The sequence below is a fragment of the Clostridioides sp. ES-S-0010-02 genome, assembly GCA_020641055.1.
Classification (GTDB): Bacteria; Bacillota; Clostridia; order Peptostreptococcales; family Peptostreptococcaceae; genus Clostridioides.
Genome location: CP067345.1, coordinates 1256196 through 1272263 on the forward strand (window position 1 = coordinate 1256196; position 16068 = coordinate 1272263).

Annotated in this window: 17 protein-coding genes and 1 other annotated feature; of the genes, 15 read left to right on the forward strand and 2 right to left on the reverse strand. The window is 27.5% G+C overall.

The window, feature by feature from the left end; all coding sequences use genetic code 11:
* The first annotated feature begins 230 nt into the window (after positions 1–230).
* The 7 genes from JJC01_05940 (at position 231) to JJC01_05970 (ending at position 7449) form a co-directional block, all read left to right on the forward strand.
* The gene (locus JJC01_05940; protein UDN59393.1) at positions 231–899 is read left to right on the forward strand and encodes a hypothetical protein; all 669 of its coding nucleotides are present in this window, start codon (positions 231–233) and stop codon (positions 897–899) included.
* Between the two features lies 1 nt (position 900).
* A complete protein-coding gene (locus JJC01_05945) occupies positions 901–1386 on the forward strand; it encodes a YjiG family protein (protein UDN59394.1) in 486 nt (161 codons plus the stop codon).
* A 59-nt stretch (positions 1387–1445) separates the two neighbouring features.
* On the forward strand, positions 1446–2567 hold the full coding sequence (locus tag JJC01_05950; GenBank protein ID UDN59395.1) for a M20 peptidase aminoacylase family protein: 1122 nt from the start codon (positions 1446–1448) through the stop codon (positions 2565–2567).
* 283 nt (positions 2568–2850) lie between these two features.
* Entirely contained in the window at positions 2851–4041 is a 1191-nt protein-coding gene (locus JJC01_05955) for a pyridoxal phosphate-dependent aminotransferase (GenBank protein ID UDN59396.1), read from the forward strand.
* 137 nt (positions 4042–4178) lie between these two features.
* Positions 4179–4434, forward strand: a binding site (T-box leader).
* 58 nt (positions 4435–4492) lie between these two features.
* A complete protein-coding gene (locus JJC01_05960; protein UDN59397.1) occupies positions 4493–5494 on the forward strand; it encodes an aspartate--ammonia ligase in 1002 nt (333 codons plus the stop codon).
* A 191-nt stretch (positions 5495–5685) separates the two neighbouring features.
* Positions 5686–6075 (forward strand): DUF1232 domain-containing protein, encoded by a 390-nt coding sequence (locus tag JJC01_05965; protein ID UDN59398.1) that lies wholly within the window; start codon positions 5686–5688, stop codon positions 6073–6075.
* 147 nt (positions 6076–6222) lie between these two features.
* On the forward strand, positions 6223–7449 hold the full coding sequence (locus tag JJC01_05970; protein UDN59399.1) for a dicarboxylate/amino acid:cation symporter: 1227 nt from the start codon (positions 6223–6225) through the stop codon (positions 7447–7449).
* Positions 7450–7568: 119 nt separating this feature from the next.
* Here JJC01_05970 and JJC01_05975 read toward each other — a convergent pair whose 3' ends face one another.
* Positions 7569–8645 carry an aminotransferase class I/II-fold pyridoxal phosphate-dependent enzyme gene (locus JJC01_05975; protein ID UDN59400.1) on the reverse strand — a complete coding sequence of 359 codons (1077 nt, stop codon included), beginning with the start codon at positions 8643–8645 and terminating at the stop codon, positions 7569–7571.
* A gap of 228 nt (positions 8646–8873) precedes the next feature.
* On the opposite strand from JJC01_05975, the gene hpt reads away from it, so the two are divergent.
* The 5 genes from hpt (at position 8874) to JJC01_06000 (ending at position 12384) form a co-directional block, all read left to right on the forward strand.
* The gene (gene hpt / locus JJC01_05980) at positions 8874–9401 is read left to right on the forward strand and encodes a hypoxanthine phosphoribosyltransferase (GenBank protein ID UDN59401.1); all 528 of its coding nucleotides are present in this window, start codon (positions 8874–8876) and stop codon (positions 9399–9401) included.
* An 88-nt stretch (positions 9402–9489) separates the two neighbouring features.
* Positions 9490–10422, forward strand: coding sequence for a phosphatase PAP2 family protein (locus tag JJC01_05985; protein ID UDN59402.1), 933 nt, complete (start codon positions 9490–9492; stop codon positions 10420–10422).
* A 70-nt stretch (positions 10423–10492) separates the two neighbouring features.
* Positions 10493–11719, forward strand: a complete 1227-nt coding sequence (locus JJC01_05990; protein ID UDN59403.1) for an NAD(P)/FAD-dependent oxidoreductase — start codon at positions 10493–10495, stop codon at positions 11717–11719.
* A gap of 83 nt (positions 11720–11802) precedes the next feature.
* Positions 11803–12024, forward strand: coding sequence for an alpha/beta-type small acid-soluble spore protein (locus JJC01_05995; protein ID UDN59404.1), 222 nt, complete (start codon positions 11803–11805; stop codon positions 12022–12024).
* 189 nt (positions 12025–12213) lie between these two features.
* Positions 12214–12384, forward strand: a complete 171-nt coding sequence (locus JJC01_06000) for a hypothetical protein (GenBank protein UDN59405.1) — start codon at positions 12214–12216, stop codon at positions 12382–12384.
* A 97-nt stretch (positions 12385–12481) separates the two neighbouring features.
* Here the strand turns inward: JJC01_06000 and JJC01_06005 are convergent, their stop codons facing one another.
* Positions 12482–12943 (reverse strand): hypothetical protein, encoded by a 462-nt coding sequence (locus tag JJC01_06005; GenBank protein ID UDN59406.1) that lies wholly within the window; start codon positions 12941–12943, stop codon positions 12482–12484.
* Between the two features lie 185 nt (positions 12944–13128).
* Here JJC01_06005 and JJC01_06010 point away from each other — a divergent pair, with 185 nt between their 5' ends.
* From JJC01_06010 to JJC01_06020, 3 genes are read left to right on the forward strand one after another with little or no spacing between them, the layout of a single operon-like run.
* Positions 13129–13596, forward strand: a complete 468-nt coding sequence (locus JJC01_06010; protein UDN59407.1) for a hypothetical protein — start codon at positions 13129–13131, stop codon at positions 13594–13596.
* Positions 13597–13638: 42 nt separating this feature from the next.
* On the forward strand, positions 13639–15402 hold the full coding sequence (locus JJC01_06015) for a SpoIIE family protein phosphatase (protein UDN59408.1): 1764 nt from the start codon (positions 13639–13641) through the stop codon (positions 15400–15402).
* Between the two features lie 7 nt (positions 15403–15409).
* Complete coding sequence (locus JJC01_06020) at positions 15410–16018, forward strand: flavodoxin family protein (protein UDN59409.1); 609 nt, start codon at positions 15410–15412, stop codon at positions 16016–16018.
* The last annotated feature ends 50 nt before the right edge of the window (positions 16019–16068 follow it).

A 16068-nucleotide genomic window follows, 5' to 3' on the forward strand; every position in this document is an offset into this window, starting at 1 on the left:
AAAAATTATATAGAAAAATATTTATAATATAAAGATTTTTCTACTGCATGACAATAAAAGATGTATAAATATAAGTTTAAAAAGTTAGCAATTGCAAGCAATTTATATGATGTAAAAAATTAACAATAAAAAAACAAATGAAAAAATATTATTATTAAAGTATTGGCATGGGTTTTGCTTAATGAAAAGGTGTACTAATAAAATTTATTTAAGCAGGAGGGAGAATTTATATGAGCAAGTTAGAATCAACAACAGAAAAAATAGAAGTTAAATGGTATGGGTATGTAGCATTAATATTAGGAGCATTATTCTTTTCAGGAATATTTAAAGATGCACCTGGAGCATTAAAAGTACTAGATTTTAATAATGTATTAGGAAACTTTGGTTCACTGGGGACAGTTAATGATGGTGTAGGTACATTAGCTGCAAACTTCAGAGGGGATGGAGGGACTGGTCCTCGTGATGGATGGCTATATGCATTAACTTTAATACCATCAGTTATGTTTGCACTTGGAATAGTCAGAGTTATAGACCACTTAGATGGTATGAAAGCAGCGCAAAAACTTCTTAGTCCACTATTAAAACCATTACTAGGATTACCTGGATTTGCAGGATTAACTTTAATAGCTAGTTTACAATCTACAGACGCTGCTGCATCTATGACTAAGGAACTTAAAGATGATGGGTATATAGATGAAAAGCAAAAAGCTGTTTTCTGTGCATTTCAGTTTTCTGGAGCATCTGCAATCACAAATTTCTTTGCTTCAGGAGCAGCATTATTTCCATTTATAGGCGATGTTCCAATATTTATACCACTTGCCTTAATCTTAATTATGAAATTTGTTGGAGCAAACTTACTTAGATTATACTTAAATAAATTCGAAAAGGAGGAAGCTTAATATGAGTGATATAGCAAAAAAAGAGGTGAAAGTTAAAAAAGGAAATGTGATAGATGCATTTATTGGTGGAGCTAGAAACGGGTTTCAAATAAGCACAAATTCAATGGCTCCAAATGTTATATTTGGTTTTGCTATAATTTCTATATTCAATTTAACTGGTCTTTTGGATATAATAGGAACAATTTTCACACCTGTAATGAGCATATTTGGACTTCCAGGTGTTGCAGCAACTGCAATAATGACAATATTTATATCAATGGGAGGAGCTTCTGGGGTAATAGCTGGCTTGTTTACAGCAGGTCAAATAAATCAAGCACATGTTGCAATACTTTTACCAATGTTATTACTTTCAGGAGCTCAGATACAGTTTATGGGTAGGTTGTTAGGAACAGCCGAATTAAAAACTAAATACTATCCACATATGTTTATAATAGCAACTTTAAATGGATGTATTGCAATGCTTATAATGAATTATTTTGTAGTATAGACAACATATGGAAAAGAGTAATATAAGGTAAAAATTAAAATTTATGGAGGTATTATATTATGGAAAATAATAAAAGTTATATTGACTATGTACATAAGGTGTATGATTATTTACATACAATTCCAGAAAAAGGATTTGAAGAATACAAGACATCTACATTTATTTTAGAAGAACTTAAAAAAATGGGATTTGAAAATATAGATGAAGGTGTTGCAGAAACTGGCATTATAGTAACAATAGACTCAAAAAAAGAAGGACCAGTATTTGCGATAAGAGCAGATATAGATGCATTAGAATTTATAATAGATGGAGAAAAGAAAATGATACATGCTTGTGGTCATGATGGTCACACTTCCATGCTTCTAACAGCTGCAAGTTTAATAAAAGAGAGGGACTTAGTAAAAAAAGGAAAACTTAAAATAATTTTTCAACCAGGTGAAGAAAAACTTTATGGAGCATTAAGAGTAATAGATTCTGGTTTATTAGATGATGTTGAAGAGATGGTAGGTATGCATTTAAGACCTGGGCAAGATTGTAGATTAGGAAAGGCCATACCTGCAATGTATCATTGTGCCAGTTGCATAATGGAATTTACTATTAAAGGTATTACTTGTCATGGTTCTAAGCCACACTTAGGTGTAAATGCAGTAGATGCTGTATGTTTAGCAGTAAATGCAATAAATGCAATAAGAGTAAATCCAGCTGTTCCAAATTCTATTAAAGTTACAAATATATCAGTTAAAGGTGAAACATATAATAATATACCAGATGAAGCTTTTATGGCTTTAGATATAAGAGCAGAGAGTAATGAAATAATAGAAGAATTAAAAGAAAAAGCTATTCATGCTATAAAAACCGCTGCAAGTTCTATAAACGCAGAGGCTATATTGCTTTCAAAAGATGGAGTTCCAGCAGCAGAGTTTGATGAAGGTCTTGTAAGTTTAGCTGAAGAGACTATTAAAGATGTACTTGGTGAAGATGCATCTATAGGTGTATTTAAAAACTCTGGTGGAGAAGATTTTCACTATTATACTCAAAAGCTAAAATGTAAGACTACATATATTGGACTAGGTGCTGATGCTACACCAGGATTCCACAATCCTAATGTGACGTTTGATACTAAGGCTTTAGAATATGGAGTTGATATCTGGTGCAGACTAGTTGAAAAGAGATTAGGATAAGATTTTAAATTAATTGATTTATATTTAAAATTTTTTAAACTTATGAAAAGAGGTTTTTTATGTTAGTTGTAATATTATTGACGTAAATAGTCTCTTTTTATTTTGTTGTAATGAAGTTGTTTTTACAATATCGAAAAAATCTATTGTAGGAAAAATAGGTATATTTTAAATCTATTAAACCAAAAAGTATTATTATTATAGTGTGTAGAGTGGTAAAATGTCCTTAGATTACAAGTAGTGACAAATTTAATATTTATAGAATTTATATTTTTAGGAGGCTTAAATGAGTAAATATAATTTTGATAGAGTTGTAGACAGAGTAGGAACAGACTGTGTAAAGTGGGATTTCAGAACTAATTGTTCACCAAAAGCACAAAAAGATGGTTTACCTTTTTGGATTGCAGATATGGATTTTGAATGTGCAGAACCAATAATAGAAGCATTACATAAAAAAATCGACCATAAAATATTTGGGTATAGTTCTAATAATAGTGACGAATACTTTGATGCAGTTTGTGGATGGTATAAAAGAAGATTTAACTGGGAAGTAAATAGAGAAGATATTGTTTTTAGCCCTGGAGTTGTACCTGCTGTAGCTATTTTAGTAAGAATATTAACAAACTCTGGAGAAGGAGTAATAATTCAAAAACCAGTATATTATCCATTTGAAGCAAAGATAAAAAGCAATAATAGGGAAGTTATAAATAATTCTCTAATATATGAAAATGGAACTTATAGAATGGATTACACTGATTTAGAAGAAAAAGCTAAGTGTGGCAATAATAAAGTACTTATTCTTTGTAGCCCTCACAATCCTGTTGGTAGAGTATGGAGAGAAGAAGAATTAAAAAAAGTCGTAGAAATATGCAAAAAATATGACTTGTGGATAATAGCAGATGAAATACACTCTGACTTAATTCGAAAAGGATTTAAACATATTCCTTTACAATCATTATGCCCAGAATATAAAGAGAAAATAGTCACATGTATAGCTCCAAGTAAGACATTCAATTTAGCTGGAATGCAATTATCCAATATAATAGTGAATAATAAAGAGTTAAAGAAGAAGTATCAAGATGAAATTACAGCTGTTGGAGTTGGTACTTCACCAAATCCTTTTGCTATTGTAGCTACTATTGCAGCATATAATGAAAGTGAAGACTGGCTTGATGAATTAAATGAATATCTAGATAATAATATAAAATTTATTGATGAATACTTAAAAGAATACTTACCAAAAGTTAAACTTGTTTATCCAGAAGGGACATATCTAGCTTGGCTAGACTTTACTGCTTATGGATTAAATGAAGTAGAACTTGAAGATTTAATGTTTAAAAAAGCCAATGTATTATTTGATGAAGGTTATATATTTGGAAAAGAAGGTATTGGGTTTGAAAGAATAAATGTAGCATGCCCACAATCTCTATTAAAAGAATGTATGGATAGATTAAAAACTACATTTGAAAACTTATAAAACATGGGGAAAAATGTATAAAGTATATAAAAAATAAAAAATAATAAACTTGACAAAATTTAACTAATCACTTATCATACTATTATGAATAAATAGAAAACACAAAAGTTAACTTTTATTAAAGTAAAAATAAAACTTTAAAGACGTTGAAAGGAAGAGTAGGTATAGAATGTAATTAAAGCGAGTTGGTGATGGTGTGAGACCAATATGAAGTCTATAGTGAAGAACATCCTGGAGTTGCTAACTGAAATTTTAAAAGAGTAGGCTTAGTCGGAACCAAACCGTTATCATATTGGGATGTATCGAGTAATATCTGTACATTATGAGCTGGGTTTGAATCTATTTCAAACTAATCAGGGTGGTACCGCGGAAAAGCAACCTTTCGTCCCTTTTTATAGGGATGAGAGGTTTTTTTAATGGAAAAATATATAGAATATAGGGAGTGAATAGTATGAGTACAATAATACCAAAAGATTATAAAAGCAGTCTAAATGTAATTGATACACAAGTAGCCATAAAAAAATTAAAAGATTTCTTTGAAATGAGATTGAGTAATGAGTTAAATTTAATAAGAGTTTCTTCACCACTATTTGTATTGCCTGAAACAGGTGCAAATGATAATTTAAATGGAGAAAAAGCAGTAAGCTTTGATATACCATTTATGGATAAAAATGCAGAAATTGTTCAATCACTTGCAAAATGGAAGAGATTAGCTCTTAAAAAATATGGTTTTGCAGTTGGAAGTGGTTTATATACAGATATGAATGCAATAAGAAAAAATGAAGAACTGGACAATATACATTCTTTATATGTAGACCAATGGGACTGGGAATTAGTTATAGAAAAAAGTAACAGAAATGAAAAAACTTTAGAAGACGTTGTAAAAAGATTATATGGAGTATTTAAAGATACTGAAATATTTGTGTGTAGTATGTATGAAGGTATAAAAGAAATTTTACCAGAAGAAATAACATTTATAACATCACAGGAATTAGAAGATATGTATCCAGAGTTATCGCCAAAAGATAGAGAAGATAAAATTGTAAAAGATAAAAAAGCTGTATTTATAACACAAATAGGAAAGACATTAGTATCAGGAGAAAAACATGATGGAAGAAGCCCTGATTATGATGATTGGGAATTAAATGGAGATATACTATTTTATAACCCTGTTCTAGATTCTGCATTAGAATTATCATCAATGGGAATTAGAGTTGATGAAGAATCACTAGATAGACAGTTAAAGCTTGCTGGATGTGAAGATAGAAAAGAATTTGATTATCATAAAATGCTTTTAAATGGTGAACTTCCATATACAATTGGTGGAGGAATTGGTCAATCAAGAATCTGTATGTATTTCTTGCAAAAGGCACATATAGGGGAAGTACAAGTTGGAGTATGGCCACAAGATATGATTGAAAATTTTAGAAATGCAGGAATTGAATTGTTATAATTAAAAATAAATTAATATTATTGTAAAAATTATAAACAATTTAAAATACTTAAGTTATTATATAACTGTCCATATGTAATCAATACAATTTAAGTATAAACTAATTAATAAAATTTATATCTAAAATATTCATCAAATTAATTATATCGGTTATAATGTAGAGTAACCTATGATTATAAGAGGTGATAAATATGGAACTTTTAAAAAGATTTATTGATATAATTTTAGATACTTTAAAAAAAATTTTAGTAAGATTTAAAAATGCTAAGTTTGGATTACTTTTTATATTTGATTTACTTAAACTACCAGATTTTATGACAGATAAAAGAATAAATATAATTGATAAGGTCAAAGTAGTTTCTGTATTAGTTTTTACTGTATCCTACTTTGTATCTGGTATTGATATAATACCTGAAATGCTCGCTGGAGCATTTGGATTTATAGATGATGCTATAGTATTAATTTGGAGTATAGGTATTGTGAATGAAGAAATTAATAAGTACAGAATCATTGCAAAACAGGATAAACATTCAAATATAATTGAAAATGTAGAATTTTCTATAAAAGATGAAGAAGAATAACATTTTATAAGTGTTATTCTTTTTATTATTAACAAAAAATGGTTAAAATGTTGACGGAGAGATAAAACTCTATTATCATAAGAAGTGGGGGGATTCAATGATTGACAAAGTATTCAATGTACAAGAATACTTAATCTAAAAAAATTTATGGAGGGAAAAATTATGAGTAAGAAAAAGATAGGTTTAGTGCCTAAACTAATCATCGGTATCATAGTCGGTATTTTAATCGGAAGTTATGCACCAGAAATAATAGTTCAAATATTAGTAACAGTTAGTACTTTATTCTCAGCATTCTTAAAGTTTGTCATACCATTTATAATTATAGGATTTGTAACAGCAGGAATAGCTGATTTAGCAACAGGAGCAGGAAAGTTATTAGGAATAACTACAGGAATAGCATATGGTTCTACTTTAATTGCAGGAGTATTGTCATTTGCAGTATCTATGTTAATATTTCCAAATTTTATTGATGCAAGTGTAGCAAGTCAAATTGGAGACCCAGAAGCAGGAATGTTAGCACCAATATTTACAATTCCACTAGAGCCTATGGTAGATGTAACAGCAGCAATAGTGTTTGCATTTGTAATGGGACTTGGAATATCAGCTTTAAGAAATCATGGAAAAGGAGAAGTTCTATTTAATTTCTTCCAAGAATTCCAAGAAATAGTAACGAAAACGTTGTCAACAGTAATTATACCCTTATTACCATTATATATAGCAGGAACTTTTGCAAATATAACTATAGCAGGACAAGTATGGACAATATTAGGAGTATTCTGGAAAGTTTATTTAGTTGTAATACCATTACACTTTGTATACATGGCATGTCAATTCACAGCAGCAGGAGCATTCTCAGGAAAGAATCCAATCAAAATGTTAAAAAATCAAATACCTGGATATTTAACAGCTATAGGTACTCAATCTTCAGCAGCAACTATACCAGTTAACGTTGGTTGTGCAGAAAACAATGGTGTAAGTAAACAAATAAGAGAATTCGTTGTACCTCTTTGTGCAACAATACATCTATCAGGTAGTATGATATCTATAACTGGATTTACAACAGCAGTTTTAATGATGAATGGTATGCCTCATGGAATCAATGTATTATTCCCTTACATTGCAATGTTGGGGATAGCAATGGTTGCAGCACCAGGAGCACCAGGAGGAGCTATAATGAGTGCACTTCCTTTCTTACCAATGGTTGGAATACCATCAGATGGTGGTCTTGCGAGCTTAATGATAGCTTTATACTTAACTCAAGATAGTTTTGGTACAGCATGTAATGTATCAGGAGATAATGCAATAGCAGTAGTTGTCGATAAAATAAATGATGGAATGAGTAAAAAAGGAAATAAAGAAAAGCAAAGTGCTTAATTTCTTAATAAATAAAAATGAGTTATCTCAAAAAGAGATAGCTCATTTTTTTATAATTATAAGTCTTTCGTAATTATATATTTTTGTATTCTTTATGCTAATCTGTATCTAGTATTCTTCTATTTAAAAACTGTTTTAAGAGATGATATTAATAATTTATTTTCATCAGGCTTTAATATACATACTCTAAAAAAGTATTCATCTAAACCTTCAAATGAATAACAATCTCTTATTATTATCTTTTGAGGAATTAGTTTCTCACGAAGAGCTTTAGCAGTAAATTCCTTTGTTTTAATTTTACATAATATAAAATTACCTTGAGTATCATATACATCTAGGCTGTCTATGCTTTTAAGCTCCCCAAGTAAGTAATTTCTTTCAGTATTCATTAAGGAAATAGTACTAGAGATAAAGTTTGAATCTCTAAACATTATTTCTCCCATTTTAGAGGCCATTATGTTGATATTCCATAAATCTAAGTTGTTATTTATTTTATTCTTAACAGCATTATCAGATATAAGTCCATATCCAAGTCTTATACCTGGTGTTGAAAAAAATTTTGATGTTCCTCTTATAACAAATAAATTAGAATAATCATCAACTAATTGAGTAGAAGAGTATATATTTGTATCAGTAAACTCTACATAAGTTTCATCAATCATTAAAAATTTATTTGTGTTTTTTAATATTTCTTTTATTTCTATTTTGTTAAATGCAAATCCAGTTGGATTGTTAGGATTGCAGATTACAACTAAATCATAGTCTTTAGAATTAATAGTCTTTATAAGATTTTCTAATTTTATATGAAAATTATCTTCTTCATTAGCAAAATATTTATCTATAGAACAATTAATTTTAGATAGTTCTTTTTCATACTCTGAATAAGCAGGAGAAAGTAAAAGAGCTTGTTTAGGGTTAATTGTATGTATAAAAGATGAAATTAATTCTGTAGCTCCACTACCAAGTACTATATTATCTATAGAACACTTACAGTAGTTAGATATAGAAGTTTTTAAGTCTATGTAATCAGGGTCAGGATACATAGATACTATATCTATATTGTTTACAATGTATTGTTTGGCTAAAACTGATGTACCAAAAGGGTTTATATTAGAACTAAAATCCATAAATTCTTCTTTTGAAAAGCCATACTTACTAGATAAACTATATAAATTAGCTCCATGATTTGTGCTCATAAAAGTACCTCCAAAAATAAAATTATATAATTAATAAAAATAACTGATTAATATATTTACATATAGATTATAATACAAAGGAATATTTATTCCAAATTTTTAAGAGAAAAAGCAAAAAAGTATGGATAAGCTGTTAATTTAGGTTTAAAAATGATGAAAAAGATTTTAATTGATATTTCAGTATGCTATAATATATAGGTTAATAGATGGAAAGCGGGAGGATTCAAGATGTACAAAGTTACAGGAAAAATGTTGACAGAAGAACAGATAAAAGCAAAAGTTTATGAATTAGGTAAAAAAATAGAAGAAGATTTTAAAGGTGAAGATTTACTAGTAGTAGGTATACTTAAAGGAGCTAGTGTATTTGTTTCAGATTTAATAAGATGTATAGATTTAGATGTAAATATAGATTTTATGAGTGTTACAAGTTATGGAAATTCAACAGAATCTTCTGGTACAGTTAAAATATTAAAAGATTTAGATGTAGATATTGAAGGAAAGAATGTGTTAATTGTAGAGGATATAATAGATTCTGGTTTAACATTAAGTAATCTAGTTGCAGCTTTAAAAACTAGAAATCCAAAATCTCTAAAATTATGCACTCTACTTGATAAGCCTCAAAGAAGAAAAGCTAATATACCTGTAGACTATGTTGGATTTGTTATAGAAGATAAATTCATTGTTGGTTATGGAATAGATTATGCTGAAAAATACAGAAATTTACCTTATATAGGTATAGTTGAGGATGTAGAATAGACTTAAATGTGAATTAAAAGCACTAATCTCTGTAGGAGTTAGTGCTTTTTAATTAAGTATATAAAATTTTAGTAAAGGAGACATCGGTATGGATATTCAATTGAGTATATTATTATTTTTCCAGAGTTTAAGAAATCCAATTTTAAATTTTATATTTCTTGTATTTACAGTAAGTACAGAAGCACCATTATTGATATTAATTACAGCAGTTATATATTGGTGTATAAATAAAAAATGTGGACAAAAAATGTTGTTCGCGATAGTTGGAAATTTTATTGTGAACCTAGGTATTAAAGAATTTGTAAAAGCTCCTAGACCAATAGGTATAAAAGGTCTTGAATCACTGAGAGTTTCTACCGCTGGAGGATACTCTTTTCCAAGTGCACATACTCAAACTGCAACTACATTTTGGGTTAGTATTATGACTATATTTAAAAGAAACTATATACGTTTGTTGGGTGCAGTGATGGTTTTAGGAGTAGGATTATCTCGACTATATTTGGCTGTTCATTGGCCTATAGATGTAATTGCTGGTTGGATACTTGGCATATTTTTTACCATTGTATTTGTAAAAGTATTTGACTATATCGATGATAATAAAAAATATATTTTTCTTGTAGCATTACTCATCCCATTTATATTAATAGCAATATTTCTAAAAAGCCCTGAATATTTTGAAAAATTTGGTATTCTAGTAGGATTTATATTTGGGTATATAGTTGAAGATAAGTTTGTTAAATTTACTACAGAAAATAATAATAAAAAGATTAATTTTAGTAATAAAAATAAAAAGAGCAAAAACATAGTATTTTCGAGAATATGTAGGTTTTTGATTGGAATAGTCACAATAGGAATTTTATATGTTGCTATTAAAGTGTTGATTTCAATATTAATAACGACTTTAAATATAAGTGACTCTAGTATGAGTATAATTTTCATGAATTTTATTAAGTATACATTGGTTGTTTTTTATGGAATAGCAGGAGCTCCTGCATTATTTAAAATTTTGAAATTAAATTAATTTAATTTGTACTATTGTATAGAGACTAATTTAATTTTAAGAAAATTTAAGGGTAGAAAAGAGTGATTATTTGAAGAAAATAGTAGTAATAGGCGGTGGACCAGCAGGGATGATAGCAGCCTCAACTGCATCTAAAAGAGGGTTTGATGTAACTTTAATTGAAAAAAATCATAAGTTAGGCAAGAAGCTTGCAATAACAGGAAAAGGTAGATGCAATATAACTAATGATTGTGATATAGAAGAATTAATAGAAAATGTTCCTACAAATGGTAAATTCTTATATAGTGCTTTTTACACTTTTACAAATGATGATGTAATAAGTATGTTTAATAATCTTGGAGTAAAAACTAAAACAGAAAGAGGAAAAAGAGTTTTTCCAGAAAGCGATAAAGCGTTTGATGTTGTAAAAGCTCTTGAAAAACAAGTAAGAAGCAAAAAAGTAAATATATTATTAAACTCTAAGGTAGAAAAAATAATATCTAAAAATAATAAAATTGAAAAAGTAGTTCTAAACAATAAAAAAGAAATCAAGTGTGATTCTGTCATAATAGCAACGGGTGGATTAAGTTATCCACTTACTGGTTCTACTGGTGATGGATATAAATTTGCTATTTCGCAGGGTCATACTATTGTAGATACAAAACCATCTTTGATTGGTATGGAAGTTCAAGAAGGTTTTGTAAAAGATTTAGAAAAATTATCATTAAGAAATGTTGAGATAAGAGTGTTTAATAGTAAAAAAAAGAAAGTGTATAATGATTTTGGAGAACTTGAATTTACTAAATTTGGTTTAGATGGACCTATAATAAAGTCTGCAAGCTGTAGGATGAAAGATACAACTAAAGAAAATTATACTATACTGTTGGATTTAAAACCTGCATTAGATGAAGAAAAATTAGATAAAAGAGTTCAAAAAGATTTTCAAAAACATACAAATAAAAAATTTGAAAAAGCATTGGATGACTTGCTTCCTAAAAAACTTATACCTATAATAATAAATTTAAGTGAGATTTCTCCAGATACAGTTGTTCATCAAGTTTCTAGAGAAGAAAGAAAAAATTTAGTTCATTTACTAAAAAATTTGAAATTTACAGTAAAAAGATATAGACCTATTGACGAAGCCATAATAACTTCTGGTGGAGTAAAAGTGAATGAGATAAACTCAAGTACAATGGAATCAAAATTGATAGAAGGTTTATTTTTTGCTGGTGAAGTAATAGATATAGATGCATACACAGGAGGATTTAATTTGCAAATAGCTTTTTCGACTGGATATTTGGCAGGTTTTAATTGCTAAAAATTACCTGAATTAAAAATGTTTAAAATCACATAATATTATCAGCAACACAAAATAAATTAAACAGAAGGAAGGTAATCAACATGGCAAGTAACAATAACAACAACAAAACAGTAGTACCAGGAGCAAAAGAAGCTTTAAACCAAATGAAATTAGAAATAGCTAATGAACTTGGTATGAGTAATTATCAACAAGTTGATAAAGGAAACCTTACTGCAAGAGAAAATGGTTATGTAGGTGGATACATGACTAAAAAATTAGTTGAAATGGCTGAACAACAAATGGCTGGAAAAAACAACAGATAGTTAATAAATAATTATTTATAACTATTAGGCTATTGTTATAGCTAGAGCTATCTCAAATATAGAAAGTAATTTCTAAATTGAGATAGCTTTTTTTTATTAAGTTTTATATGTCGATATTTTTATGTAATAAATTTTAGAAATCTGGATAAAATAGTACAAATGAATATATTACATAAGGAGTGATGTAAAATGAGTAGTGTAAACTTTGAAGATTTAAAAAATAAATTTATTAATAGTGATTTAGATGAAAAAATAAGAATATATACGACAACAGAAGGATTATCAGTAGAACAGTTTAAAGAACTATTAAAATATTATCCAATACAACACTTATCTAAATTAGAAAAAGCTCTTGGATAATATCATATAGAAATAAAAATTAAAAAGGCAATTTGTTTAATATAAAAAAATAGATTTTATATTAAATAAATTGCCTTTTTATAATAAATTTATTTTATTATGCTTTTGATATATAATTATATATTCTCTCATTTCCAAGTTCAATAGACCCAGTATTGATAAGTGTAATAATACCTTCTATATCCTTAGGAGTCAGGTACTTGTATGGAATTGATAGATTATAACCAGTATCATGTAATAAATTTTTCAATTGAATTATTTGAGTGATATTAAAACTTTTTATAGACTTAGTAGATTTTTTTCTTGAATTAGACAAATTTTCATTTTGTATTTTTATTAAAGTTTCAATATAGTCTATATAAGATAACTTAAATTCATATTCACTTATTATTTTTTCATCAAGTATACTATTTATAAAATCTTGAGATAATATATTATCTGCAAATTTATCTGCTGTTAATTTTCCAGATATAATACCTTTTTGGTATTTTCTAAGAATTTTTTTTGTATAGCAGTATATTTTATTTCTTGTTTCTAAATCGAGTTGTTCTATTTGCACAAAAACACTTCCTTTTAATTGTAAGAATATTTATTTTGAAAAATTTATACTTAGTCTATAAAGTTTTAATAATTTATTTACAATAAATACTAAATTATAAAATATTTGTTATTTTTTATTATTACCAAGTATAAAAAATATTATAATTGTAAAACTTACAAATATATGTAAAATATTTAGGAGTGATGAAAATGTTAAATGGGATAATAAAACTTTTTTATTCTGAAATTGTAAAAACAAAGATTAATAACTTAGATTCAAGTGGATATTCATTAAGGGATGAATGTAAAGAAATCAGAAATATAACTTTAAAGATAGACAGTGTGTTTTTTAAACTTTTAAAGTTAGTTTTTGGTTCAATACTGCTTATTGTAGCATTTAATCTAAATTGGATATTAGGTATAGGAGTATTTTTAGTTGGAGTGGTATACATTCTTTATAAGAGAAATATGGAAGAACAAGTGAAGGAACATATAAACAATGTAAAAAATAATATCGACATCTCTAAGATAACTTTTATGGATGAAAAGGGAAGAACAGGTCTAAATGCATTGATTACATTACTTCTTATAGGAATATTGACAGGATTTAACTGGATATTAGTTCTTAGTTTTGTCGTTGTTTTTGTTTTTACTATAAAGAATGTATGTTAAAATACTAATAAATAGTTTAATATATAGGGGGAGAAATTGAGTATGACTAATGGCAATTATAAAATGAAGAATTTAGTGGAAATATCTGCTATGGTGACTGAATCTACAGATTTTTTTAATATAAAAGATAAAATAATAGAAAAAATGTTAGAGGTTGTTCACCCTACAAAGGCATGTGTAAATCTATTTTATAAAAATGATTCTAAATATGCCTATTTAGTATGTTCACAAACTTTAGAATATGTACCTCAAATTTTTCCAATCAATAGTCTTAAAGGTGCAAAAATTGATTTTGACACATATCCAGAATATATCCATGAAGCTGTAAATGAGAAAAAGATAATATATGTAAAAAATGTATTTGAAGATTCTAGAGCAGAAGGGGAACGAGATTTAGCAAAATCTGAAGGTTACATTGGTAGAATAGTTTTTCCTTTTATCATAAATAATGAAGTAGTTGGATTTATGACTTGCTTTTTGACAGAAGAAGATTTTCTAACAGAACAAGATATAGACTTTATATCTTCTGTTGCATCTCTCTTAAGTTTATCAATAGAAATAACTAATAAAAATAATAATGTACAAATTTTGGTTGATAAATTAAGAGGTTCAATAAGTGCTATAAATGAAGCTACTAAAAAATTATATCTCAATAAAAGTATAGATGGATTTTTAGAAAACTTAAGTAAACAGGCGTGTAATATCACTAATAGTAAAGAAGCTTTGATAATTATAACAGGTCATGATAATAAAGATAAGATATTTAGCTGTTATAATACAGAGCATAAGAAGAAAACAAATTTATATCCTATGTTAGACAAGTTTGTAAATAAAGAATCCTTAGGAGGATATTTAAATAATTTAAAACCATGTTCACAAAAAGGGATAAACTTGGAAAGTTATATATATTACAAACTCCAAGATAAAAATGAGACTATAGGATGCATTGTTTGTGCAAACAGCAAAAACTACACTAGTGATGATTTAAATATTCTTAGTATATTATCTAAACAGGTTTTGGTTGGTATGCAGTTATATGAGCACAATGAAAAAGAAGTAAAGCACAAGGTTCTTGAGAATGAGTTAAATGTATTAAATAAACAGCAACAACTTATTATGGACAAAGGTAAAATGGATTGTAATGATGAAAAAGAACTTTATTTTTATCATAAACCAGCAAGAGTAGTAGGTGGAGATTTTTACTATGCTACAAAGGTAGATTCTGAACACATAGTTTATATTGTTGCTGATGTAATGGGTCATGGAATGGTTTCGAATTATGTTGTTGCAATGATAAAAGGTGCTTTTAAAGTGTTATGTAATCAGTATAAGACACCACAAGAAATAATGACAAATTTAAATAGTATGTTATATGATGAATTTGACAAGATGGGAGTATTTACAACTTGTTTGATTGGACTTATAGATATTAAAGAAAATATGATTACAGTATCTAATGCAGGACACTATAGCCCTGTAGTTGTAAAAAAAGATGGAACAATAGAAACTAACTTAAATTGTAAAAAGGGAATACCTATTGGGGTAATGGAAGATGCAACATATGAAAACAATACTCTTTCAATGGAAGACTATGCAATGGTATGTATGTATACTGATGGAATTTTAGAAATAAAAAATAAATCAAAAGAAGAATATGGTATAGATAGATTAGAAAACTTTTTAAAAGAAAATTTTAGATTAAATCACCAGTTGATAGTAGAAAATTTAAAATTAGATTTAAGAAACTTTTCATCAAAAGATAATTATGATGATGATATTTTAATCGTTATGTTAAAGGATAGGTAGATTGATTATGGATTTAAATAATAAAATAGAACTTGAAAGTCCAGAAATTATAATAATAAATGGAAGTCCGAGAAATAATAGAAACTGTAGTTTTATAGCAAATGAAATAAAACTTAAATTAGAAGAGAGTGGACTTAGTAGTAAAATATTCAATATATATGATATGTATATTGAATATTGTACAGCATGTGGGTTTTGTAATAAGACAGGGTATTGCAAATTTAATGATGATATGAAACCTCTATATAAAATGTTTGATAAATCAAAAGGAACTATAGTAATAAGTCCTGTACATTTTGATTCAATATCAGCTAAAGTAAAAACTGTTGTTGATAGAACTCAAGCTATCTATGCGAGTAAGTATATATTAAATAAGCCTTCAATTGATAGGAATAAAAAGCGTATAGGTATGTACATTGCAGTAGGAGGTAGTAAACCTTATGATTCACAATTTAAAGGTGGGCAAATAGTTATGGACTTTTTCTTTAAGAGTATAAATACTAAACTTTTACACAATATATATTTAAACAATACAGATAATATACCCTACAGAGATAATCAAGAGTTTAAAGACACTCTGTCGAAGAGTCTAAAAGTTTATATTGATTCAATATAATTTGATTTTGTAAGTAATATTATGTATAATTGTATTGCAATAATTTAAAA

Bases quoted from the DNA above. Each gene is read 5' to 3' on its own strand.
- JJC01_05940 (UDN59393.1), top strand. From the start codon at position 231: ATGAGCAAGTTAGAATCAACAACAGAAAAAATAGAAGTTAAATGGTAT.
- JJC01_05945 (UDN59394.1), top strand. From the start codon at position 901: ATGAGTGATATAGCAAAAAAAGAGGTGAAAGTTAAAAAAGGAAATGTG.
- JJC01_05950 (UDN59395.1), top strand. From the start codon at position 1,446: ATGGAAAATAATAAAAGTTATATTGACTATGTACATAAGGTGTATGAT.
- JJC01_05955 (UDN59396.1), top strand. From the start codon at position 2,851: ATGAGTAAATATAATTTTGATAGAGTTGTAGACAGAGTAGGAACAGAC.
- JJC01_05960 (UDN59397.1), top strand. From the start codon at position 4,493: ATGAGTACAATAATACCAAAAGATTATAAAAGCAGTCTAAATGTAATT.
- JJC01_05965 (UDN59398.1), top strand. From the start codon at position 5,686: ATGGAACTTTTAAAAAGATTTATTGATATAATTTTAGATACTTTAAAA.
- JJC01_05970 (UDN59399.1), top strand. From the start codon at position 6,223: ATGGAGGGAAAAATTATGAGTAAGAAAAAGATAGGTTTAGTGCCTAAA.
- JJC01_05975 (UDN59400.1), bottom strand. From the start codon at position 8,645: ATGAGCACAAATCATGGAGCTAATTTATATAGTTTATCTAGTAAGTAT.
- hpt (UDN59401.1), top strand. From the start codon at position 8,874: ATGTACAAAGTTACAGGAAAAATGTTGACAGAAGAACAGATAAAAGCA.
- JJC01_05985 (UDN59402.1), top strand. From the start codon at position 9,490: ATGGATATTCAATTGAGTATATTATTATTTTTCCAGAGTTTAAGAAAT.
- JJC01_05995 (UDN59404.1), top strand. From the start codon at position 11,803: ATGGCAAGTAACAATAACAACAACAAAACAGTAGTACCAGGAGCAAAA.
- JJC01_06000 (UDN59405.1), top strand. From the start codon at position 12,214: ATGAGTAGTGTAAACTTTGAAGATTTAAAAAATAAATTTATTAATAGT.
- JJC01_06010 (UDN59407.1), top strand. From the start codon at position 13,129: ATGAAAATGTTAAATGGGATAATAAAACTTTTTTATTCTGAAATTGTA.
- JJC01_06015 (UDN59408.1), top strand. From the start codon at position 13,639: ATGACTAATGGCAATTATAAAATGAAGAATTTAGTGGAAATATCTGCT.
- JJC01_06020 (UDN59409.1), top strand. From the start codon at position 15,410: ATGGATTTAAATAATAAAATAGAACTTGAAAGTCCAGAAATTATAATA.